The sequence below is a fragment of the Streptomyces canus genome, from assembly GCF_041435015.1.
GTDB lineage: Bacteria > Actinomycetota > Actinomycetes > Streptomycetales > Streptomycetaceae > Streptomyces > Streptomyces canus_G.
In genome coordinates this window covers 1,548,683-1,570,672 of the sequence record NZ_CP107989.1, presented here as the reverse complement: position 1 = coordinate 1,570,672, position 21,990 = coordinate 1,548,683, and the positions used below count along the sequence as shown (strand labels likewise).

Below are 21,990 nucleotides of genomic sequence, written 5' to 3'. Positions count from 1 at the left end.
GTGAGTTCATTCCGTCCCGAGGATCCCGGCCTCCCGAGGATTCCGCCGGATCGCGCGCGGGAGTACCGCGACCGCGGGTGGTGGCGTCCTGAGCGGGTCGACCGGCTGGTGCTGCGGCACGTGGACGAGGATCCCGAGAAGGAGGCCGTCCGCGGTCCCGGCGGCCGGCTGACCCGGCGCGAGCTGGCGGACGCGGTCGCCGGCGCCGCCGCCCGGCTGGCCGGCCTCGGGATCGCGCGCGGGGACCGGGTCCTGGTCCAGCTCCCGAACGACCTGGAGCTGGTCGTCCTGCCGCTGGCGTTGATGCGGCTGGGCGCCCACCCGGTGATGGCGGTGCCCACGCTGCGCCGCCGGGAGCTGCTGGCGGTCGTGGCGGCCACCCGGCCCACGGCCGTGGCCGTACCGCGCCGCTGGCAGCGCTTCGACCATGTCGCGTTGGCGAGGGAACTGCGGGAGAGCTGCCCGAGTATCCGGCGCATCCTGGTCGCCGACCGCACGTCGGACGCCGTTCCCGAAGGCACCGAGGACCTGGTCGAGCTGTGCCGTCCCGATCCCGGCGCGAGGCCCCTGCCCGATCTGGGGCCGCCGCTGGCCGACGAGCCCGCCGTCTTCCTGCTGTCCAGCGGGACCACCGGTCCACCGAAGGCGATCGCGCGCGCCCACGAGGGCTACGGCTACATGATCCGGACGGCCGCCCGGTGGGCCGGGCTGTCGCCGGACACGGTGTACCTCGCCGTCATGTCGGGGGCGCACGGGTTCGTCCTCAACTGCCCCGGCATGTTCGGCGTCCTGGCCTTCGGTGGCCGGGTGGTCCTGGGCTCGCCGGGAGATCCCGGGGCGGCGCTCGACCTCATCGACCGGGAGGGGGTGACGCACACGACGCTGGTGCCCGCGCTGGTCACCCAGTGGCTGAACGAGGTCCGGCAGCGGGGCCGCGGGCCGACGTCGCTGCGCGTGATGCAGGCCGGCGGCGCCCGTCTGGAGCCCGCCCCGGCGGCCGAGGCGCACAAGCTGCTCGGCTGCACGGTGCAGCAGTGCTACGGCATGAGCGAAGGGCTGCTGACCTACACCGCGCTGGACGACCCCGGTGACGTCATCGCCCACACCCAGGGGCGGCCGGCCTCACCCGGCGACGAGATCCGCATCGTGAACGAGGACGGCACCGAGATGGCACCCGGCGAGGTGGGAGAGGTGCTGACAAGGGGCCCGTACACGGTCGCCGGGTACTACGCGGCGCCGGAGGCCGACGCGCGCGCCTTCACCGACGACGGCTTCTACCGCACCGGCGACCTGGCACGCCTCCACCCGTCGGGCGGGCTGGTGGTGGAGGGCCGGACCGGCGACGTCATCAACCGCGGCGGGGAGAAGATCTCCGCCGGGGAGATCGAAGCGCTGCTCGCCGAGCACCCCTTGCTGCGGGCGGTCGCGGCGGTCGCGATGCCGCACCCGGTGTGGGGGCAGACGGTCTGCGTCTTCGCCGTCCCCTGCGACCCGGAGAAGCAGCCGACGCTGCTCGGCCTGCGCCGCTTCCTCACCGAGCACGGAATCGCCACGTACAAACTGCCCGAGGAATTGAGGGTGGTGGACGCCCTCCCGATGATCGGCGTCGGCAAGATCAACCGGGTCTCGCTCCGCGCGGCGGCAGCGGACCGGCAGGCCCGAGAGGAACGGAAGCCCACCCCATGACCGAGACGCTCGACCACGACATTCCGTCGTTCCCGATGGCCCGCGCGTGCCCCATGCACCCGCCCGCCGAGTACCGGGAGCTGCGCGGGCGGGAGCCGGTCAGCCGGGTCCGGATGCCCGACGGCCAGGTGGCCTGGCTGGTCACCAAGCACGAGCTGGCCCGCAAGCTGCTCGCCGACCCGCGGGTCAGCGCCGATCGCCTGCACCCGGCGTTCCCGGGACGGCTGACCGCCGAGCAGCGCGCGGCAACCGAGCGCGTCCGCCGGCTCAGCACCCGGCGGTCCATGATCCACCTGGACGGGGCCGAGCACGGGGCCCACCGCAAGATCCTCACCGGCGAGTTCTCGCTGCGCCGGATCGCCGCGCTGCGCCCGCGTGTCCAGGAGATCGTCGACCGGAGCATCGACGAGATGCTGGCCGCGCCGCAGCCGGCCGACCTCGTCGAGCACGTGTCGCAGGCGGTGCCGTCGCTGGTGATCTGCGAGCTGCTGGGCGTGCCCCACGAGCAGCGCCGCGACTTCCACGAGTGGGCGGGCATGCTGGTCAGCCGGTCCGTCTCGATACGGGAGCGCGCCGCGGCCTCCGACGCGCTCAACGACTTCCTGGAGGACCTCGTCACCGAGAAGGAGCGGGGCGAGCCCACCGACGACCTGATCGGCCGGCTCATCGCGCGCAACCGGCAGACGCCGGTGATGACGCACGACGAGATCGTCGGCACCGCCGTCATGCTGCTGATCGCCGGGCACCAGACCACCGCGAACATGATCTCGCTGGGCGTGGTGGCCCTGCTGGAGAACCCGGAGCACAGGGCACGGATCGCGGCCGACCCGTCGCTGCTGCCCCCGGCGATCGAGGAGATGCTGCGCTACTTCAGCGTCGTGGAGAACGCGCCCGCCCGGGTCGCCACCGAGGACATCGAGATCGGCGGCGTCACGATCCGCAAGGACGAGGGCATCGTCGTGTCCGGGCTCGCCGCCGACTGGGACGACGAGGTCTTCGACCACCCGGACCGGCTCGACTTCGAGCGCGGCGCGCGCCACCACGTCGCCTTCGGGTACGGGGTCCACCAGTGCCTCGGGCAGAACCTGGCCCGGGTGGAGCTGGAGGTCGTGTTCGAGACGCTGCTGCGCCGGGTGCCGGGCCTGTCGCTGGCCGTGCCGGCCGAGGAGCTGCCGTACAAGGACGACGCCGGGATCTACGGCATCTACCGGGTGCCGGTGAACTGCTGAGGAGAGGGGCACGCCCGTGCACATCACCGCGGACAGGGAGCGGTGCGTCGGCGCCGCCCAGTGCGTCCTGGCGGCGCCCGCCGTCTTCGACCAGGACGAGGAGGGGCTGGTCGCGCCGCTGACGGTGGATCCGGCCGGGGCGGACGGGCCGGCCGTCCGTCAGGCGGTCCACCTGTGCCCGTCGTCGGCCCTCCGGATCGACGAGGAGTGACCGGGAGGAGCGAGGGGCTCCACCGACGGAAGCCGCCGTCCGAGACAGCTCGGGCGGCGGCTTCCGTCGGTGTTTGGCTGTCGGTGTCCGGCCGGGGTTCGTCGGCTACTCGAAGAAGCTCATGGTGACCGACTGCCGCACCAGGCCCCGCCCCGCGGTGACCGGCGCCATCTGGTGCCAGGACGAGGGCGACGCCGAGTAGAACCAGGCGGTGCCTCCCGTCGGGGGCATCGTCGAGGCGGGGCCGGCCGACCTGTCCGGGCCGGACCAGTACTCCTGTTCTCCGCCGCCGTCGGCCGGCCACTGCTCGTTGGTGTGCAGTTCGAAGGCGAGTCTCTTGTGCTGTTTGCCGGGGTTGAGGTCCTCGAAGTCGCCGTCGACGTGGCGGTAGATCTCGGCCCGGCGGTGGAGCCCGGTGGTGTCCACCCCGGTCTCGCGGCGGAGCCAGTCGGCGAACTCCTCGGACAGCAGGCCGGTGACCAGTTCGCGCCACGGCGCCGCCAGGGGGATGTCATCGGGGGTGAGGCCGGTCTTGTTGTCGGAGAACGGCAGGACGGACGAGCGGTAGCGGCGCCGTGCGTCACCGGTCGAGGTGTCGATCCGCTGGAACAGGCCCGCGTCCGGCGCGGTGGCGCCGAGGTCGGCCAGGTCTCGCGCGGAGAGCAGACCGGCGCCGCGGAAGTGCCGGAAGGGGTGGTCCCACGTTTCGAGCCGGACGTCCAGGTTGATCAAGACTCGCACCTCTCAGCGGCCGGCGTGTGCACCGGCGGTTCGGGTATCAGGGCTGCCCCGCCAGTGTCACCGTCCCGCTTGCCGTGCGATGGCGCGCCGGTTTGCGAAGACCTTGCCGATCCCCGGCAGCGGCCGGGCAGCGAACCGACAAGGGGTCGGCAGGGGCCCGCGGACAGGCTGTGGCCAGGTCGGGTCCCGGCCGTCCGGGGACCCCCGCATCGACCCCAAGGAGGCACCGTGGTGCTGACGTTCGACTCGGCGCTGGAGGAACGTACCCAGCCGTTCCAGCTCTTCCGCGGCCGTGACCTGCTCGACGACGGGCAACTGAAGGAGTTGCTCGCCACCATGCCGACCGCCGACGTCGCGAAGATCGCGGTCGAGGACCCGAAGCACGAGAAGCAGTACCGGATGAACCTCGTGGACCTCGTCGTCCTCGAAGAGGAAGCCCCGGTCTTCCCTCGGCTGCCCGCGATCTGGCGCGACCTCGTGGAGGACCTGCGCGGCACCGAGTTCACCGCCTGGCTGGAGAAGTCGACCGGGATCGAACTGGCCGGCCTGCAGCGCAGCATCGGCCTCTACACCCACCGCAACGGCGACTACCTGTCGGTGCACAAGGACAAGCCGACCAAGGCGATCACCGTGATCCTCTACCTGAACCGTGACTGGCCCATCGAGGCGGGCGGGCAGTTCCAGATCTTCGCGTCCCCCAAGGCCGGCCCGACGGAGGAGATCAGCCCGGTCGGCGGCCAGTTGCTCGCCTTCCCGCCCACCGACAAGTCGTGGCACGCGGTCTCGAAGATCGAGCACCCGGAGGGGACCGAGCGGATCACGGTCCAGATCGAGTACTGGCTGACCACCGGGCTCGCCGGCTCCGCGTACCGGCCGCAGAACTGACCGTCCGGCGCCCGGCACCGAAAGGACCCCCATGGGAAAGATTGTGGACGAACCCCGGAAGATCCTCGTGATCTGGCCGCCGCAGGTGCTCAGCTACTTCAACGCGGGGCACCACCTCGCGCTCTACCAGGTCGCAGGTCACCTGCGCGCCGTCTACCCGGGCGCCCAGGTGACCGCGATCGACGCCAGCGTCGAGCGGCTGACGTGGAAGGACCTCGGCAGCAGGTTCTTCCAGGAGCGGTACGACGTGATCGCCGTGATGAACGAGTTCGACGGCATCGACGGATTCCGCCGACTCGTCTCCTACGCCAGGGCGTTGAACCCGGATGCCCCGATCGTCACGTTCGGCAGGCTGTCCGGGGTCAACCCCCGCTTCTTCGAGCGCTTCGACATCGACGCGATCGTGGAGAACGGCGACTTCGAGTCCGGCGTCGTCGCCGCGATCGAGACCTTCCGGGGCCGGGCGGCCGACGCGGCGGGGGTGCACCTGCGGCGCGACGGCTCCTGGACCGCTCCGAAGCGCCGCGGTGACCTGCTCCCGGCGGAGGACTGGTACCTGCCGACGCCCGACGAGATCCCGTACGCGCACTACGACGCCCTCTACTTCGACGACGCGAACAAGTTCTGCGGCATCCCGCGCCGCCGCGAACTGGTCGTACCGGCGGCTCGCGGGTGCCCGGTCGGCTGCTCCTACTGCGAGGTGCCGCTGATCTACACGCGGAAGGAACGGCGGCTCACGGTCGAGCGGACGCTCCAGTACATCGATGAGTCGTTCGCCGCGGCGCCGTTCGAGTACGTGGCGTTCTACGCCCCGACGTTCACGCTGGACAAGAAGTGGATGGAGGAGCTCTGCCGGGAGCTGACCGGCCGCGGTTCCCCGTACCCGTGGAAGTGCGCGACGACGGTCCACCACCTCAGCGAGGGGATGATCCGGTCGATGGGGGCGGCCGGCTGCGTCCGGATCAGCGTCGGTCTGGAGACGCTCGACCCGCAGGAGGGCGCGTTGCTGCCCCGGGCGAAGCAGAAGTCCGCGATGGACCTCGACCGGCTCTCGGCCTGGTGCAAGGAGTCGGGCATCGAGCTGAACTGCTTTGTCATCGTCGGGCTGCCCGGCACCACGATCGAGGGTGCCGAGCGGACCATCGAGGCCGTCCAGGAGCGCGGCGGCCGGGCCCGGCCGACCGTGTACGCCCCCTGGGAGCTCGCGGGCCCGGACCTTCTCGACCACGAGATGGCCGCGTTCAACCGGCAGCTGTTCGTACCGGGCACCCACGCGCTGACCGACGACGAGCTGGCCCGGGGCTACGACATCGTCTTCGGCAGCCAGCCGGACGTCACGCAGGTGTTCGAGAACATCCCCGCCCGCGCCGCCGGCCCGGCCCTGCGCCCGGCATGAGGGACGAGACGCTCGTGACGGAGCAGGAAGGGGCGCCTTCCCCCTTCCTGCGGGAGAGCGCCGGCCGGTTCCGCAACCGGCGCGTCCGGGTCCCCGACGAGATCAACCTCAAGAACTGTGGGCTGCTGGACAGCCGGGCCGCGGCGGTGCACCGGGCCACGCTGGCGGAGTTCGACCCGAACGACGTGCTGACCTACCCCGTCCTCCAGCCGGTCTACGGCATGCTGGCCGACCGGTTCGGGGTGGACACCGACTCCCTCGTCCTGACCGCGGGCAGCGATCCCGGGCTGAACCTGCTGACCCGGGCGTTCCCGGAGGTGTCGCGGATCGTCCTGCACCAGCCGAACTTCGACGGCTGGGCGAAGTTCGCGGCGATCTCGGGCTGTGTCCTGGACCCCGTGGCCCCGGACCCCGAGACCGGGCTGTTCGACCTCCGTGACCTCGCGCGGCGGCTGCGCGCGGGTGCGCCGGCGTTCGTCGTCGTCACCACCCCGCACAGCTTCACCGGGCAGGTGCACGGAAGGGAGGAGCTGGCCGAGCTGGCCGACGCGGTGGGGGAGCACGGCAGTCTGCTGGTCGTGGACACCGCCTACCTGGCGTTCACCGAGGGCGGCGAGGAGCTGGTGCGCGGGCTCGCCGGTCTGCGGCACGTCGTCCGCGTCAACACGTTCTCCAAGTCCTACGGCCTGTCGGGTGCCCGGATCGCGGTGACGGTCGCGCACCCGGCGACCGCCCGGCACCTGTTCGACCTGGACCCGGAGGGCTCGGTCTCCGCTCCGGCGGTCGCGCTGCTGCGGCGTTCGCTGGAGGAGCAGGACGTCTTCACCCGGATCTGGGCCGACGTGCGGCGGCTGCGGGAGCGGTTCGCGGCCGAGGTCGAGCGCGCGGTGCCCGGCTGGCACGCCCGGCAGAGCGGCGGGAACTTCGTCACCTGGGACGTCCCCGACCCGGCGGACGCCGGGGCCGCGAGCCGGCACCTCCTGGAGCGGGGGATCGTCGTACGGGACCTGTCCGGTGCGCCGGGGCTGCCGGCCGCGGTCCGTATCGCGGTCGCGAACGAGGCCGTCGTCCGTCAGGTCGTCGCCGCCCTGGGCGACCGGTACCGCGAAGGGGTGGCATGAACACCCGGAGGATCATGGTTCCGGGCCTGCCCAACGTGCGCGATCTGGGCGGGCTGCGCGGTCCCGGCGGGGGGTACCTGCGGCGGGGGCTCCTCGTCCGGGGGCCCGCGCCGTCACCGGACACGGCGCCGGCGCTCGGCGGGCTGGGCATCCGTACCCTCGTCGACCTGCGCCTGGAGGAGGAACGCCGGCAGTACCGGGGGCCCGAGTGCACCGGAGCGACCGTGCTGTCCCGGCCCGTGGCCGGCGACATGAGCCGCATCCGGGGCAATGTGCGGCCCCGGCCCAGCGACTACCTCGCGAACTACCGGGACATGTTGACCAGGGCGGCACCGGTCGCGGCGGAGATCGTGGACCTGCTCGCCGGCGGGGCGGAGGTCCCCGTCTACATCTGCTGCGCGATGGGCAAGGACCGCACCGGCGTCGTCAGCGCCCTGGTCCTGCGGGCGCTCGGGGTGCGGACGGCGGACGTCGCCCGGGACTACGCCCTGACCGCCCGCGCCTACCGCGCCCTGCACAGCGGTGACGCCCGCCCGAACTGGACCCGCGAGGACACCCTCGCGCAGCTGCGGCTGCGGACCTCCACGCCGGCGGCGACGATGCGCTCCCTGATCGCCGGGATCGAAGCCGAACACGGCAGCGTCGCCCGGCTGCTCACGCTCCACGGCCTCCGGGAGGAGACCCGGCTGCGCACGGTCGCCGGCGCGTTCACCCACCCCGTCCACCTGTGAGGAAGAAGACGTGTCCCTCGTCGACATCGAGACCATCAGCCGGGCCGAGCTGGAACAGGACCCGTTCGGCCACGCCGTGATCCCCCGCTCGTTCGTCACGGACGACGTCGCCGAGAAACTGCGCGGCGAGTTCAGCGACGACGGCTTCGAGGAGTCCGAGCGCACCGACCTGAACCGGTCCGACAAGCAGTACCGGATGTTCAACCGCAACCTCGTCACCGCCGGCGCGGTCGACGAGGACCAGGTGCGCACGCTCCCCGCGAACTGGCAGCAGCTCGTCGCGGACGTCGTCTCCCGGCCCTACCGCGAGGCGCTGTCCGCGCTCACCGGCGTGGACCTGGAGCGGTGCCTGGTCGAGGCCCGCATGACCCGCTACGCCCGGGGCTGCTGGATCGAGCCGCACACCGACCGCCCGGACAAGGCGGTGACCCACCTCTTCTACTTCAACGACGGGTGGGACCCGGAGTGGAGCGGTGACCTGCGGCTGCTGCGCAGCGCCGACATGGCCGACTGCGCGAAGCGGGTGGCGCCGACCACCGGGACGTCCGTCGTGCTCGTCCGCTCGGACCGGTCCTGGCACGGCGTCCCGCCGGTCGCCGACACCTGCCCCGTGGACCGGCGGGCGCTGCTCGTGCACTTCGTCCGCCCGTGACCCCGTTCCGGATCGGCCGGGGGCGGCAGACGCCCGGGAAGCGCACCTACCTGGTGGCGCTGACCGTCGACTGCGTGGGCAACGGCCTGTGGACGCCGGTCGCGCTGATCTTCTTCACCCGGGGGCAGCACCTCCCCCTGGCGCACGTCGGTGCCGCGCTGACGGTCGGCGGGCTCCTCGGCCTGCTGGCGGGACCGGTGAACGGCCTGCTGGTGGACCGGTGGGGTCCGGCGAACGGGGCGGCCCTGAGCTACGCCGTGCGCACCGGGGCGTTCGCGCTGTTCCCCTTCGTCTCCGCCACGTGGCAGGTCGGCGCGCTCGCCGTCGTCGCGGCCGCCGCGGACCGGCTGTTCTGGACGGCCAGCACACCGCTGCTGGCCCGGCTGGTCCCGGCCGAGGCGCTCATCGGCGTGCTGAGCACGGCGAGCGTGCTGAAAGTCAGCGGGTGGGCGGCGGGCGGCGCGATCGGCGCGACCGCCGGGGGCCTGCTGATCGACAGCGGTACGGGACTGCACCTGGTCGCCTACGCCAACGGCCTCACCTACGCGGCGGCCATGGTCCTGGTGCTCACGGTGCGTCGGCACGTCCGGCCCTCCCTCGCGGCCGAGCCTCCGGCCGACGGGCGGGCCTGGCGGTGGCGCGACCTGCGTGACGACCCCGGCTTCCTGCGGCTGTGCCTGCTGACGCTGTTGCTGGCGTTCGTCTCCGACTGCCTGACGGCGATGCTCCCGGTGGTCGCCATCGTGGTGCTCGGGCAGCCGTCGTGGGTGCCCGGGGTGGTGATCGCCGTCGCCTGCGTGTCGATGGCCGTGGCCCGGCGCCCCGCGGTCGCCTACGCGCGGCGTGTCCCCGCCCCGCGGGCGCTGCGCCTGGCGTGCTGCTTCTTCACCCTGGCGGTCCTCGTCATGGCGCCGTCCGGCTGGGCGGGGCCGGCCACCACCGCGGTCGTCCTGTGCGCGGCGCTGATCGGCACGCTCGGCGACGCGCTGTTCGCCCCGGTCGCCACCACGACGGCGAACGCCGCCGCGCCGCCCGGTCTGGAGGGCCGCTACAACGCGACCTTCCAGACGTCCTTCGGGATCGCGGGCGCCGTCGCCCCGGCGGCCGGGACGGCGCTGCTGGCCCACGGGAACACCGTCCTGTGGCTCGGCCTGGCCGTCGTCTGCGCGGGGACGGCCCTGTCGGTCGGGTTCCTCACGCGGCCCACCCGACCGGTAGCGGCGCCCGCACCCGCGCCGCTGCGGCGGATCGTCGTCGGCGGGATCTCCGGCGCGGGCAAGACCACGCTGGCCGCCGCCCTCGCCCGGGCGCTGGACATCCGGCACATCGAGATGGACGCGCTCTACCACGGGCCCGGGTGGACCCACCGGGCGGAGTTCGCGGACGACGTGGAGCGCGCCACGCGAACACCGGCGTGGATCTGCGACGCCCAGTACCACTGGGTCGTCGGCGACCTGCTCGGCGAGCGCGCCGACACGTTCGTCTGGCTAGACCTGCCCCGCCGGACCGTCATGAGCCGCGTGCTGCGGCGCTCGGTGGTCCGGGCCGCCACCGGCCGCGAGCTGTGGCACGGCAACCGGGAGACCTGGCGGTCGATGCTGCGCAACCCGCGCCACCCGCTGCGCTGGGCCTGGTCCCAGCACGCCACCCGGCGGGCCGAGACGGCCGCTTTCCTCGGCCTGCACCCCGGCCTCGCCGTCGTCCACCTGACCAGTGCGAGTCAAGCGCGGCAGTGGCTGCGTTCGATCGAGCACCGGCCCCTTTCGCCCGCCCCGTCACCACTCAGCGCAGGAGGTACCCCCATGCAGGACCGTCGGCGAGAACCCGCTGCCCCGGGCGAGCCGCTGCTGGAGATCCACGGCGGGAACCGGCTCTCCGGGTCCGTCCGCACCTCCGGGTTCAAGCACTCCCTGGTCACCACGGTGGCCGCCGCGGCCAGCGCGAGCGCGCCGGTGCGTATCGGAAACTGCCCGGACATCGTCGAGACGACGGTGCTGGGCGAGATCTTCCGCGCGGCGGGCGCGCACGCGCACTACGACGGGCCGGCCGAGACGTTCACCGTCGACGCGTCCGCCTGGGACCGCACGGAGCTGCCGGCCAACCTCGTCGGCCGCATCCACGGCTCGCTCTACTTGCTGCCCGCCCTCGTCTCGCGCAACGGCGTGGCCCGGCTGCCCGCGAGCGGCGGCTGCACGATCGGCGAAGGCCCGCGCGGCAGGCCAGTCGAGCACATGCTGGACGTGATGGGGCGGTTCGGGGTCACCACCCGGCTGACGGCGGACGGCTCCGTGGACCTCACCGCGCAGCGGCTCACGCCCTGCACCATCGACATGCTCGACTACACGCGCAACAAGGCGCTCATGAGCGGGCCCTGCTACAGCGGTGCGGTCAAGACCGCGCTGCTGATGGGCGCGGTCACGCAGGGGACGACCACGCTGCACCACCCGTACCTCAAGCCCGACGTGACCGACATGGTCACCGTGCTCCGTGACCTCGGCGCCGACATCGAGTTCGCCGGGCCCGAGACGTGGGTGATCCACGGGCGGGGCCCTCAGGCGCTGGACCGGCCCGCCGACGTCACGCTGATCCCCGACCTGATCGAGGTGGTCACCTGGATCTGCGCCGGCGTCCTGCTGGCGGACGAGCCGCTGCGGATCACCGGCCCGGGCATCGACCGCGCGGTCCACGCGCTCGCGCCCGAGTTCGACCTGCTGGACCGCATGGGGGTGCGCGTCGACGTCGGCGCCGACGAGGTGACCGCGCACCCGCTGGCGAAGCCGTTGCGGCCGGTGGAGTTCACCGCCATGTCGCGCGGCGTGTTCAGCGACAGCCAGCCCTTCTTCGCCCTGCTGGCGGCGTACGCCGAAGGCCCCACCCACATCAGGGAGGCCGTCTGGGAGCACCGCTTCGGCTTCGCCCCGGAGCTGGAGGCGCTCGGCATGCGGACGGCGGTCGACGACACGGTCCTGCGCGTCGACGGCCCCTGCCCGCCGCACCGGCCCGGCACCGACCTCCACGCCACCGACCTGCGCGCCGCCGCGGTCCTGCTGCTCGCCGCGCTCGCGGTACCGGGCCGGACCACGCTGCGCAACCACCACCACCTGGCCCGCGGTTACCGCGACCTGGTCGAGGACCTGGTGAAGCTGGGCGCCGACATCCGGCACACGACGGCGCCCGACGTCCGGCCGAAGCTCACGGCGGGGGCCGGTGCGGACCCGGCCTGACGTCCTGAGCCGCGACCGCGACGGGGCCCTGCTGGAGTAGGGAGGCCCTGGGCGCGCTCGCCACCACCGCCCGTCCGGGCGGGCGCGTCCCAGCCTCATGAGTCCAGGAACCGCTTCCCCACGTACTCGCCGGGCGCCGGGGTCGGGGGGACGTACGCGAGCGCCGACGCACGGTGTTCCGCGTACGGGTGCAGGTCGTCCCTCGTCGTGAGGCGTTCCCGGACCCGGGTGAAGAGGGTGGGGTCGCGCAGGTAGGCGAGGAAGAGGAGGCCCTGGTCGGGCGTGTAGCGGCCTTCGGGGGTTTTGGAGAGCCGTCCTACACGGAGCCGGACGAGGACGAACGCTGGACGCAGAGGAGCTGCGGGGCCTTGTCTTCGCCCACTGGCGCGGGGCGGGACGGAGCCTGCATCGAGCACAGGCCGTCCTTGCTCACTTTCCCTGGCTGGAGGAGTGGGCGAAGCCGTCACTGACGGTCAAGATGGGGTACCTGGAGACGCTTCGGGATCAGGCGGCGCTGTTCGTAAACCCGGAGGAGCTTGTCGTAGCCGCTGCCGCAACGGCCGGGGACGCGTTCATCCCTCTCGCGGGTCGGAGGCCGTTTTCTCAGGGATGAGAAAACGGCCTTTCCGTGTTCCCTGGGGCGCCCGTCAGGCGACTCGCGGCCCGCCGTACTCGCTCATCGCGTCGATGAGCCAGCGGGCCAGATAATCGGCGAACGAGGACCGCGGCAGCAGGCGGTACGTCGGAGCGTCGTCGAGCTGCCAGAGCAGCACCGCGATCGGGCCCACCGTGGTCGACACGGCGCGGCCGGGGCCGAAGGAGCGGGGGTGCAGGTCCAGCGGGCAGCCCTTCTCCAGCACGTCCCGGGCGGCCGGTCCGCTCAGCTCGAGTGTGGTGCGGTTCGCCGAGACGTCCACGACCGAGCCGGGAGCTCCGTCGAGGGCCTGCCGTACCTGGGAGGTCACGATGCCCGCGTCGGCCCGGGACAGCACGAGCCACTCGTCGGGGCCGAGCCACATGATCGTATGGAGGCTCGAGGCGGCGGTGTCGCCGCACCGGCGGGGGAGCGGCGCCCCCAGGGTCCTGCCGATCCGGTCGGCCGCCTCCGACGCGGGGTCGACCCGCACGTTCACCATCGTGACGAACGGCAGCTCGGCCAGGGTGACGCCCCGGGCGCCGCGGACGGCGGCGGCGCCCATCCGCTCCTGAAGGTGGGACAGGGGGCTCGTGCGCAGGGCCACCGGTCCCTCCGTGATCGGTTCAGCCATCTCGCCGGGTCCCTTCGGGGTCGTAGAGGACGAAGTCGGTCACCTCGACCGGCACCAGGGCCTCGCCCACCGGGGCCAGCAGCGTCTGGCCCTTCCTCGCCTGTCCGTCGGCGACGAGGGCGAGGGCGAAGGGGCGGCCCAGGGCCGGGCTGTGGTAGCTGGAGGTGACGTGGCCGAGCATCGGCACGGGCACCGTCTCCAAGGAGACGTCCGCCGCGACGAGTTGAGTGCCCTCGGGCAGCCGGGTCGTGCGGTCGGCCGGGAGCAGGCCGACCAGTTGCTTGCGGTCGGTGCGGGCGGTGTCGGCGCGGGCGAAGGACCGCTTGCCGATGAAGTCCTTCTGCTTCGACACCACCCAGCTCATCCCCGCGTCCTGCGGGGTGACCGTGCCGTCGGTGTCCTGGCCGACGATGATGTAGCCCTTCTCGGCCCGCAGGACGTGCATGGTCTCGGTGCCGTACGGGGTGATGCCGTACGGCCGGCCGATCGCGTCCACCTCCTCCCAGACCGCCAGGCCGTACCACGCGGAGACGTTGATCTCGTAGGCGAGTTCACCGGAGAAGGAGATCCGGCAGATCCGCGCCGGGACGCCGGAGGCCAGCGTCGTCTCGCGGAAGGCCATGAAGGGGAACGCCTCGGCGGACAGATCGACGTCAGGGGCCAGACTCGCGACGACCTCGCGCGACCGCGGACCGACGACGGCGATCGTCGCCCACTGCTCGGTCACCGAGGTGCAGTGCACGTCGAGCTCGGGCCACTCGGTCTGCAGCCACTCCTCCAGCCAGTCCAGGACGCCCGCGGCGCCGCCGGTCGTGGTCGTCATGAAGTAGCGGTTGTCGTCGAGACGCAGGGTCACACCGTCGTCGAAGATCATGCCGTCGGGCTTGCACATGACGCCGTAACGGGCCGAGCCGGGCTTGAGCTTCTTGAAGGCGTTCGTATAGATCCGGTTGAGGAACTCGCCCGCGTCCGCGCCCCAGATCTCGATCTTGCCGAGGGTGGAGGCGTCCATGAACGCCACCCCCTCCCGGGCCGCCCGGCACTCGCGGGCCACGGCCGTGTCCATGTCCTCACCGGTCTGCGGGTAGTGCCGGGGGCGCTTCCACTGCCCGACGTCCTCGAACTCCGCGCCGTGCGCCACATGCCAGCTGTGCAGGGATGTGGTCCGCTCCGGATCGAACAGCTCGCCCCGCTCACGCCCGGCCAGGGCGGCGAAGGCGATCGGCGTGTACGGCGCCCGGTAGGCCGTGGTGCCGATCTCTCCGAGCGAACCGCCGAGGGCCTCGGCGATCACCCCGATCGCGTTGACGCCGGACGTCTTGCCCTGGTCGTTCGCCGTGCCGAGCGAGGTGTACCGCTTGACGTGCTCGACCCCGCGCATTCCCGCGCCGGTGGAGCGCCAGACGTCGGCGACGGTGACATCGCGCTGGAGGTCGACGAAGTGGCTGTCCCAGGTGCCGGGCTCGCCCTCGGGGGCGGGTACCAGCCACAGGGCGCGCGTCGGGCCGCTTGCGCGCCGTGCGACCTCGGCCGGTACGGGCACCGGGAATCCCGCCGCTGTCGCCGCCAGTGCTCCGGCCCGTGCCCCCTCGGCCAGACAGCCGTCGAGGTCGTACGTCCCCCGGGCCGCCCCCACGACCTGCTGATCCTGTACGGCCCCCTCCGGCACGAACGCGGCGAGCCCGGAGTCCCAGCGCAGCCGCCCCTGGCGCTGGCTGTGCAGATGCACCACCGGGCTCCAGCCGCCCGACACGGCGAGCAGGTCGCAGTCGAACGACTCCGGCTCACCGGCGAGTTGGCCCTCGGGGTCGAGAGCCTGCACGGTGACTCCGGTGATCCTGTGCTCGCCCGCCGTACCGACCACAGCGCTGCCCGTCAGCACCCGCACCCCGGTCGCCGCGGCCACCTCGTTGGCCCGGTCGGACAGTTCGGGGCGCGCGTCCACGACGACGGCGACGGGGATCCCGGCGGCACACAGATCGGCGACCGTGTCGTAGGCGCTGTCGTTGGTCGTGCTCACCACCGCCCGCGAACCCGGGGCCACGGCATACCGGTTGAGACAGGTGCGCACGGCCCCGGCGAGCATCACGCCGGGCCGGTCGTTGCCCTCGAAGACCAGCGGACGCTCGTGCGCGCCGGTCGCGAGGACCACCTGGCGGGCCCGGATGTGCCACAGCCGCTGCCGCGAGACGCCTTCGGGGGCGGCCGCGCCGAGGTGGTCGGTGCGCCGCTGCAGCGCCAGCACATAGTTGTCGTCGTACGACCCGAAGGCCGTGGTCCGATGCAGTACGACGGCCTCGGGCGCGGCGTCGAGCGCGGCGCGCAGCTCATCGGCCCGCTCCCGGCCGGCGGGCTCGGGCTGCTCGTCGACGAGGAGCACGCGGGCCCCGGAGGCGGCGGCAGCGGCGGCGGCCGCGAGACCGGCCGGCCCGGCGCCGACGACCAGGACGTCGGTGTGGACGTACTTCTTGTCGTAGACGGCGGGATCCGGAGTGGGGTCGAGCTGGCCCATCCCCGAGAGCGTGGTGGCGGACAGGCCGTCGTACAGCTCGACGGTCGTGGCCGGGAGCATGCCCTCCGAGCACGAACCGCCCAGCTGGACCAGGGCGTTCGGCTCCTCGACACCAGCGGTGACGATGCCGCGCGGGCGGCCGCGGTAGAGCGAGGGGGCGACCTCGACGAGCCCGTTCGCCAGCATCGCGGAGGCCAGGGTGTCGCCGGGGTGACCGGTCAACTCCCGTCCGTCGACGGTGAATCGCAGCAAGGTGCCGCGGTCGATGCGGCCGCCTCGCGGCAGCCGGAAGCGCTGGTCGGTCATCGGTTCCCTCCCGGGCGTGGCTCGTCGAGCCGGTACGAGGTCAGCACCTCGTGGGTGGCGGTGTCGCGCAGGACGTTGAACCAGCGGCGGCAGCCGACGCTGTGCATCCACCGTTCCGCGAAGGGGCCCTTGGGGTTGTCGCGGTAGAAGACGTACTCGGCCCACTGCTCGTCGGTGAGGTCGGCGGGGGACTCGGGGTGGGGGACATGGGCCTGACCGCCGTAGTGGTACTCGGTCTCGTTCCGTGGTCCGCACCATGGGCAGGTGATCAGCAGCACCGGGTTCTCCTCAATGCCTCAGTGGGCCACGGCTGCGGCGCCGTGTTCGTCGATCAGCGCACCCGTCGTGAAGCGGTCGAGGGCGAAGGGAGCGTTCAGCGGATGCGGTTCGCCCGTGGCGATGGTGTGCGCGAAGGTCCAGCCGGCCGCCGGAGTGGCCTTGAAACCGCCGGTTCCCCAGCCGCAGTTGACGTAGAGGTTCTCGACCGGCGTGCTGCCGATGATCGGCGAGGCGTCCGGAGTGACGTCGACGATGCCGCCCCAGGTGCGCAGCACATGCGCCCTCGCGAAGATCGGGAACAGCTCGACGGCGGCGGCCATCTGCTGCTCGATCACATGGAACGAGCCGCGTTGTCCGTAGCCGTTGTACGAGTCGACGCCCGCGCCCATCACCAGCTCGCCCTTGTGGGCCTGGGAGACGTAGACGTGCACGTGGTTCGACATGACGACGGTCGGATGCACCGGCTCGTGCAGCTCGGAGACCAGGGCCTGCAGGGGGTGGGACTGCACCGGCAGCCGTACGCCCGCCCGCTCGGCCAGCACGCTGCTGTGCCCGGCCGCGGCGAGACCGACCCGGCCGGCGTGGATGCGGCCGCGGTTGGTGTCGACGCCCACGACCCGGTCGCCGTCCTTGAGGAAGCCGGTGACCTCGCAGCCCTGGATCAGGTCCACGCCCAGCTCGTCGGCCCGGCGGGCCAGCGCCCAGGCGACGTGGTCGTGCTTGGCGATGCCCGCCCGCGGCTGGAAGGTGCCGCCGAGCACCGGATACCGGGTACGGGACGAGACGTTGAGGATGGGGCAGACCTTGGCGACCTCGTCCGGCTCCAGCCACTCGGCGTCGACCCCGTTGAGGCGGTTGGCGTTGACGCGGCGCACGCCCTCGCGGACGTCCTGGAGGGTGTGCGCGAGGTTGAGGACACCGCGCTGGCTGAACAGGAAGTCGTACTCCAGCTCCTCCGGGAGCCGCTCCCACAGCTTCAGCGCGTGCTCGTAGATCGCCGCGCTCTCGTCCCACAGGTAGTTGGAGCGGATGATCGTGGTGTTGCGGGCCATGTTGCCACCCGCGAGCCAGCCCTTCTCCAGGACGGCCACGTTGGTGATGCCGTGGTTCTTGGCGAGGTAGTAGGCGGTGGCCAGACCGTGTCCGCCCGCGCCGACGATGACGACGTCGTACGACCGCTCTGGGTCGGGGTTGCGCCAGAGGAAGTCCGGGTGTTCCGGCAGCGGTTCGGCGGTCATGCCGGGTCTCCGTCGAGGTGGGGGTAGAGCGGGAAGGCGGCGGCGAGCTTCTCGACCCGGGCGCGCAGTTCGTCGTCGGGCCGTTCGCCCTTCAGGGTCTCGGCGATGATGTCGGCGACCTCGCGGAACTCCGTCTCGCCGAAGCCACGGGTGGCCAGGGCGGGCGTACCGATCCGCAGGCCCGACGAGACCATCGGCGGGCGTGGGTCGAAGGGCACGGCGTTGCGGTTGACGGTGATGCCGATGTGGTGCAGCCGGTCCTCGGCCTGCTTCCCGTCGAGCTCGGAGTTCCTCAGGTCGACCAGGACCAGGTGGACTTCGGTGCCGCCGGTCAGCACGGTGATCCCGGCCTCGGCGACATCGTCGGCCAGCAGCCGCCCGGCGAGGATCTTCGCTCCCCGCAGCGTGCGCCGCTGGCGCTCCTTGAACTCCTCGCCCGCCGCCACCTTGAAGGCCACCGCCTTCGCCGCGATGACATGCTCCAGCGGACCGCCCTGCTGGCCCGGGAAGACCGCCGAGTTGATCTTCTTGGCCAGGTCGGCGCGGCTGAGGATGACACCGCCGCGCGGGCCGCCGAGGGTCTTGTGGGTGGTGGTCGTGACGATGTCGGCGTACGGCACCGGGCTCGGGTGGAGTCCCGCGGCCACCAGGCCGGCGAAGTGGGCCATGTCCACCATCAGATACGCGCCCACCGCGTCGGCGATCCGGCGGAACGCGGCGAAGTCCAGTTGCCGGGGGTAGGCCGACCAGCCCGCGACGATCATCTTGGGCCGGTGGGCGAGGGCGAGCTGTTCGACCTCGTCCATGTCGACGCGCAGGTCGGACTCGCGTACGTGGTACGGGACGACGTTGTAGAGCTTGCCCGAGTAGTTGAGGCGCATGCCGTGGGTCAGGTGCCCGCCGTGCGCCAGGTCGAGGCCGAGGATCGTGTCGCCGGGCTTGAGCAGGGCGAACATCGCGGCCGCGTTGGCCTGGGCGCCCGAGTGCGGCTGGACGTTCGCGGCCTCGGCGCCGAAGAGCTCCTTCACCCGGTCGATGGCCAACTGCTCGACGACGTCGACGTGTTCACAGCCGCCGTAGTAGCGGCGGCCCGGGTAGCCCTCGGCGTACTTGTTGGTCAGGACCGAGCCCTGGGCCTCCATCACGGCGGCCGGGGCGAAGTTCTCCGAGGCGATCATCTCGAGTGTGGACTGCTGGCGGTGCAGTTCGGCGGCCACGGCGGCGGCGACGTCCGGGTCGAGTTCGCTGAGGGGCAGGGAGAGCGGGGAGGTGGGCGTGGTGAGCGACGTACTCGTTGCCATCTGTGCACCATCCTGAGAGCCAGCTAATGAGCAACTGATATATCAGCCTCTGCGGTAAGGTATGGGAGCTCGCCGCACAGGTCAAGGGGGCATCCATGCAGCAGGTCGCGACCCAGCTCGAGGAGCTGTCGCTCGCGGAGCGCGCCTACCGCGCCATCCGGGACCGGCTCGTCATGCTCGAGATCCGCCCCGGCGCGCCGATCAACGAGGAGCAGCTGGGGCAGTCCCTCGGCGTCGGACGCACGCCTGTGCGTGAGGCGCTCAAACGGCTCCAGTACGAGCGCCTGATCACGACCTACCCCCGCCGCGGCACCTTCGCCACCGAGGTCAACATCACCGACCTGGCGCACATCTCCGAGGTGCGCCAGGAACTGGAACCCCTGGCCGCCGCCCAGGCCGCGCGGCGCGCCACGGCCACCGACCGGGCCGACCTGACGGCCCTGCGGCGGGAACTCGAAGCCGCCGGGACCGCCGGGCGGGACTCCGGCGAGCTCATGCACCTGGACCTCAAGGTCCACCGCGCCATCTACACCGCCACGCACAACCCCTACCTGGAGGACACCCTCGTCCGCCACGACAACCTGGCCACCCGCATCTGGTGCCTGTTCGTGGACCGGCTCGCCGACATGGCCGGCCACATCGAGGAGCACGGACCGCTGATCGAGGCGATCGTCGCCGGAGACGCCGACACGGCGGCGCGGCTCGCCCGCAGCCACGTCGAGGGCTTCGAACAGGCGATCCGCGAGGCCATCTGAGACCGGCGGGCCTCTGCGGGCCCCTCCGGGGATGATCAGGTGCGCGGCCGACTCCGGGTGCGGGCACGTCAGGTGGGGGGCGTACGTTGTCATCCGGCGTCTGTGGGCGGTCAGTTGCGAGGACGACGGAAGTGACGGGAAGTCCGTCCCGTAGGGCTGTGCTGGGCGGTATGGCCGGTGGGGGCGGACCGGTGGGGGCGGACCGCGTCCATGTGCTGGGCGGTCCGGTGGGGACGGACCGCGTCCATGTGCTGAAGGTCGGCCCCGACACGGCCCGCACGGTGCCGGTGATGGTCCCGGGGATGTTCGGGGCGGCGAACGACTTCCGTCGGGCGGCCCGGGACCTCGTCGCGGCCGTGCCGGGAGTGCAGGTGTGGGCGTTCGACCGGCGGGAGGAGAACCTCGCCGACCGTTCGGGCTTCCGCACCGCCGACCCGGCCGCGTACTACCTCGACGGTCACTACCGTACGCAGGACCCCGCGGCCTCCGCCTTCGCCGCCGGGTGGTGCTCGGAGGCAGGCCACTCATGGGGAGCGACCACCGCCATGGCCTACGCCGCCTGGGACTTCGACGGCTGCCCCGGGTACCGGGACGTGGCCGCCCTGGTGCTGGTCGACGGTGGAGTGCGCGGAGCGTTCGACGGGACGGGGGAGCCGGTCGCCGACTCGCCGGAGCAGGTGAAGGAGCGGCTGGCGGCCATCGAGGGCGGCGCGGTCTTCGACATGACTCTGAGTGCCGTGGGACTCGGCGACCGGGCGGAGAGCACCCAGATCTGGTACCAGCTCGCGGGCTGGTACGCCCATCGCGATCCGGACGGCCCCTCGGTCCTGCAGCCCCGTATGCCCGACGCCCTGCGGCCACCGGTCCCGGTCACCAACGCGGGCCTCCCGGGCACCCTGGTGGACGCCGGCGTCGGCTGGCCGAACGACATCAGCGTGCACTCGGGACATCAGGCCGACAGCGGAGAACCGCGCGGCTGGGTCGACGCGGGCATCACCCCCCCATCGACCGGGTCGCCGCGGCGTACGCGGGCGGCCCCGAACCGGCCGTATGGGAGTGGTAGTGGCCGGCCCGGCTGTCGGTCGACCTCGACGTCACCGACCCCTACGCCGACACGGCCCGCTCGCTTAGCCTGCGGCTGGAGGCACGCCGCAGGCCTGGACGTCCCGCTGTACGCCTTCCGGACGAGCTACGCCAAGGGAACGATCGTCTCGGCGGCCCGTGAGGTCGTGGCCGACTCGCGCGTCCCGTACGCCGCGTACGAGACGGACAACGGGATGAACCACCTCGACCCGCTGTTCGCGGCCCCGCAGCACGGTACGCGCTCTCGCCGACACCTGGGCCTCGGAAGGGCCGTTGAGCACCACCGAACGGGACCGGGTGATCACCGCCGCGCAGAACGCGGGCCTCAGGCGCTGAGGTCGTCGCCGTCCAGGTCGGTGCACTGCCGCAGCACCCGCAGCTCGTCACCCTCGACCTGCATCTCGTACAGCTTCCCGCGCGCGTTCTCGAAGGGACGGTGAAGAATCATCATCAACCGGCCGTCGAAGGTCCAAAACAGCATCCCGTGCCCGCTGTCGTCCCGGACCAGCGGCCGGCGCTGCTCCCAAGGACCGGTCAGCTCACCGGACGTGGAGACGGCGTAGGTCTGCACGTAACCGCCGCTGACGGTGCCGTCCGCACCGGCCGTGTTCTTCTCGTACGTCGACCACAGCATGAGGAGGGCACCGTCAGGGGTGCGGTGGAGCTGCGGGCCGTCGGTGACGTAGGGCGCGAGCTGGTGCGGTACGCCCGCGGGGATCTGCTCACCGAGCCAGAACGCGTCCGAGCCCTTGAACAGAAAGACGGGTTCGCCGACCGTCCCGGTCAGATCGGGAGCCAGCCGGACGGCCTCCATCGTCCCGTCGACTGTCTGCAGCCACTCGTGCGCGTACACCATCCAGGGCTGCCCGGCCGGATCGACGTAGAGCGTGCCGTCGAGGGTCATGAGACGCTCGGGCGGAGTGGGCCCGGACGGGTCGACGGCGGTGAAGGGTCCGAGCAGCGAGTCGGACACCGCGGTGATCGTGCCGCGCGCATGGTTCGGCAGCTGGAAGGGGGTGCCCCACCGCCCGGCCGGTGGCACCGGCAGGACCCGGCTTTCGTCGTGCAGCGTGGTGAACAGGTAGTACCTGCCACCCCATGCGTGCACCTCCGGTGCCCACCCGCCGTCCCGCGCCCAGATCCCCTCCTGCTCGTCCGTCCGGAACACGACGACGGGCCGTGCCCAGTCCCGCAGATTCCGACTGCGGTAGACCATCGTCCCGACGCCCTCCACCCCCGACACGGACGGCTCGTTGGAGGTGTAGAGGTAGTACGTCCGCGTCTCGGCATCGGCGACGACGAACGGATCGTGCAACGGCATGTCGGGCAGCCGCAGGGGCTCGGTCTCGGTCACGGCTGCACGATACGTGGC

General features: G+C 72.3%; 19 protein-coding genes. 11 read left to right on the top strand and 8 right to left on the bottom strand.

The window, feature by feature from the left end; genetic code table 11:
• The 3 genes from OG841_RS07335 to OG841_RS07325 are packed head-to-tail and all read left to right on the top strand — an operon-like array spanning nucleotide 1 to nucleotide 3,126.
• The gene (locus tag OG841_RS07335; protein WP_328642190.1) at nucleotides 1–1,686 is read left to right on the top strand and encodes an AMP-binding protein; all 1,686 of its coding nucleotides are present in this window, start codon (nucleotides 1–3) and stop codon (nucleotides 1,684–1,686) included.
• Nucleotides 1,683–2,915, top strand: a complete 1,233-nt coding sequence (locus OG841_RS07330) for a cytochrome P450 (protein ID WP_328642191.1) — start codon at nucleotides 1,683–1,685, stop codon at nucleotides 2,913–2,915. Before OG841_RS07335 ends, OG841_RS07330 begins: the two co-directional genes overlap by 4 nt.
• Nucleotides 2,916–2,931: 16 nt before the next feature.
• Nucleotides 2,932–3,126, top strand: coding sequence for a ferredoxin (locus tag OG841_RS07325; RefSeq protein WP_030313923.1), 195 nt, complete (start codon nucleotides 2,932–2,934; stop codon nucleotides 3,124–3,126).
• A gap of 105 nt (nucleotides 3,127–3,231) precedes the next feature.
• Here OG841_RS07325 and OG841_RS07320 read toward each other — a convergent pair whose 3' ends face one another.
• On the bottom strand, nucleotides 3,232–3,858 hold the full coding sequence (locus tag OG841_RS07320; protein WP_328642192.1) for a 2OG-Fe(II) oxygenase: 627 nt from the start codon (nucleotides 3,856–3,858) through the stop codon (nucleotides 3,232–3,234).
• Between the two features lie 237 nt (nucleotides 3,859–4,095).
• Here OG841_RS07320 and OG841_RS07315 point away from each other — a divergent pair, with 237 nt between their 5' ends.
• Genes OG841_RS07315 through OG841_RS07290 form a run of 6 tightly spaced genes read left to right on the top strand, consistent with a single transcriptional unit; the run spans nucleotide 4,096 to nucleotide 11,876 of the window.
• A complete protein-coding gene (locus OG841_RS07315; protein WP_328642193.1) occupies nucleotides 4,096–4,752 on the top strand; it encodes a 2OG-Fe(II) oxygenase in 657 nt (218 codons plus the stop codon).
• Nucleotides 4,753–4,783: 31 nt separating this feature from the next.
• The gene (locus OG841_RS07310) at nucleotides 4,784–6,148 is read left to right on the top strand and encodes a B12-binding domain-containing radical SAM protein (RefSeq protein ID WP_371564107.1); all 1,365 of its coding nucleotides are present in this window, start codon (nucleotides 4,784–4,786) and stop codon (nucleotides 6,146–6,148) included.
• Nucleotides 6,149–6,162: 14 nt separating this feature from the next.
• Nucleotides 6,163–7,269: a pyridoxal phosphate-dependent aminotransferase gene (locus tag OG841_RS07305; RefSeq protein WP_328642195.1), complete on the top strand. Its 1,107-nt coding sequence runs from the start codon at nucleotides 6,163–6,165 to the stop codon at nucleotides 7,267–7,269.
• Nucleotides 7,266–8,000: a tyrosine-protein phosphatase gene (locus OG841_RS07300; RefSeq protein WP_328642196.1), complete on the top strand. Its 735-nt coding sequence runs from the start codon at nucleotides 7,266–7,268 to the stop codon at nucleotides 7,998–8,000. The genes OG841_RS07305 and OG841_RS07300 overlap by 4 nt, the downstream gene beginning before the upstream one ends.
• 10 nt (nucleotides 8,001–8,010) lie before the next feature.
• On the top strand, nucleotides 8,011–8,652 hold the full coding sequence (locus OG841_RS07295; protein WP_371564104.1) for a prolyl hydroxylase family protein: 642 nt from the start codon (nucleotides 8,011–8,013) through the stop codon (nucleotides 8,650–8,652).
• On the top strand, nucleotides 8,649–11,876 hold the full coding sequence (locus tag OG841_RS07290; RefSeq protein ID WP_371564102.1) for an MFS transporter: 3,228 nt from the start codon (nucleotides 8,649–8,651) through the stop codon (nucleotides 11,874–11,876). The genes OG841_RS07295 and OG841_RS07290 overlap by 4 nt, the downstream gene beginning before the upstream one ends.
• A gap of 95 nt (nucleotides 11,877–11,971) precedes the next feature.
• Here the strand turns inward: OG841_RS07290 and OG841_RS07285 are convergent, their stop codons facing one another.
• The 6 genes from OG841_RS07285 to glyA all read right to left on the bottom strand — a co-directional run bounded on the left by OG841_RS07285 (nucleotide 11,972) and on the right by glyA (nucleotide 18,780).
• The gene (locus OG841_RS07285; RefSeq protein WP_328642199.1) at nucleotides 11,972–12,292 is read right to left on the bottom strand and encodes a hypothetical protein; all 321 of its coding nucleotides are present in this window, start codon (nucleotides 12,290–12,292) and stop codon (nucleotides 11,972–11,974) included.
• A 231-nt stretch (nucleotides 12,293–12,523) separates the two neighbouring features.
• Nucleotides 12,524–13,144 carry a sarcosine oxidase subunit gamma gene (locus tag OG841_RS07280; protein WP_371564100.1) on the bottom strand — a complete coding sequence of 207 codons (621 nt, stop codon included), beginning with the start codon at nucleotides 13,142–13,144 and terminating at the stop codon, nucleotides 12,524–12,526.
• On the bottom strand, nucleotides 13,137–15,962 hold the full coding sequence (locus OG841_RS07275) for a sarcosine oxidase subunit alpha family protein (RefSeq protein ID WP_371564098.1): 2,826 nt from the start codon (nucleotides 15,960–15,962) through the stop codon (nucleotides 13,137–13,139). The genes OG841_RS07280 and OG841_RS07275 overlap by 8 nt, the downstream gene beginning before the upstream one ends.
• Nucleotides 15,959–16,240, bottom strand: a complete 282-nt coding sequence (locus tag OG841_RS07270; protein WP_328642202.1) for a sarcosine oxidase subunit delta — start codon at nucleotides 16,238–16,240, stop codon at nucleotides 15,959–15,961. Before OG841_RS07270 ends, OG841_RS07275 begins: the two co-directional genes overlap by 4 nt.
• A gap of 18 nt (nucleotides 16,241–16,258) precedes the next feature.
• Nucleotides 16,259–17,479 carry a sarcosine oxidase subunit beta family protein gene (locus OG841_RS07265; RefSeq protein WP_328642203.1) on the bottom strand — a complete coding sequence of 407 codons (1,221 nt, stop codon included), beginning with the start codon at nucleotides 17,477–17,479 and terminating at the stop codon, nucleotides 16,259–16,261.
• Nucleotides 17,476–18,780, bottom strand: a complete 1,305-nt coding sequence (glyA, locus tag OG841_RS07260; RefSeq protein WP_371564095.1) for a serine hydroxymethyltransferase — start codon at nucleotides 18,778–18,780, stop codon at nucleotides 17,476–17,478. The genes OG841_RS07265 and glyA overlap by 4 nt, the downstream gene beginning before the upstream one ends.
• A 95-nt stretch (nucleotides 18,781–18,875) precedes the next feature.
• On the opposite strand from glyA, the gene OG841_RS07255 reads away from it, so the two are divergent.
• Nucleotides 18,876–19,535, top strand: a complete 660-nt coding sequence (locus tag OG841_RS07255) for a GntR family transcriptional regulator (protein WP_328642205.1) — start codon at nucleotides 18,876–18,878, stop codon at nucleotides 19,533–19,535.
• Nucleotides 19,536–19,666: 131 nt separating this feature from the next.
• Nucleotides 19,667–21,058 (top strand): alpha/beta fold hydrolase, encoded by a 1,392-nt coding sequence (locus tag OG841_RS07250; RefSeq protein ID WP_371564093.1) that lies wholly within the window; start codon nucleotides 19,667–19,669, stop codon nucleotides 21,056–21,058.
• On the opposite strand, the gene OG841_RS07245 is transcribed toward OG841_RS07250, so the two are convergent.
• Nucleotides 20,944–21,939 carry a glycoside hydrolase family 43 protein gene (locus OG841_RS07245; RefSeq protein WP_328643719.1) on the bottom strand — a complete coding sequence of 332 codons (996 nt, stop codon included), beginning with the start codon at nucleotides 21,937–21,939 and terminating at the stop codon, nucleotides 20,944–20,946. The two genes, OG841_RS07250 and OG841_RS07245, sit on opposite strands and share 115 nt — an antisense overlap.
• Nucleotides 21,940–21,990: the final 51 nt, after the last annotated feature.